The 612-nt window shown below is 44.3% G+C and carries 1 protein-coding gene; it reads left to right on the top strand.

Annotated elements, in window-relative coordinates; translation table 11 throughout:
- Positions 1–612, top strand: a 612-nt coding sequence (locus R7Q11_RS27585) for an EAL domain-containing protein (protein WP_225467158.1), incomplete at both ends; no start/stop codon positions are given.

Below are 612 nucleotides of genomic sequence, written 5' to 3'. Positions count from 1 at the left end.
ATTCGTGAAACTCAATCCGGTGAGGTGGTATATCAACACCTCACTTTGAGATTCGGATTGCGCGGAGAGCAAAGCGTTTATCAGTTTGAGCTTTCCGAACAAATGCAATACTGCTTAGATTTGTTCAGCCTTTATCTCGCCTTACGACAAACTCAATTTCAATTAGAAGCTTTTCATCCAGATTTAATCAGCAACGTCGTCGTGCCCATTCGTGTCGATGCACTGCTGTGGGATCCGGGCGTGTATTTTCTTGAGCAGATGGTTCAGTTTCACTCAGCCGCTTTCCAGCATGTAATCCCATCCTTACAAGCAGATGAAACATTGTGCCTTCACGAACGCATGGAAACGCTTGTCGAAAAACTGAAGGAAAATGCGTTTGCATTGTGGTTTGAAGTAGCCACATCCCAAACGCATTTTGAGCGCATTGCTGAATTTGATCCAGATATGATCAAACTCTCGGTAACGATAGAGAACAAACAAGATCAACACTCATTTTTACCCATTGCGCGATTTCTAAGAAAACACAAATACCAGTGGGTGGCTGGTCGCGTTGCAAGCCAAGTCGAACTCAACCGCTATCGACTGCTCGGTGCAAGTTATTACTTTGGTTAC

Source organism: Vibrio sp. 970, from assembly GCF_033339075.1.
This window is presented reverse-complemented; position numbering and strand designations above follow the sequence as displayed.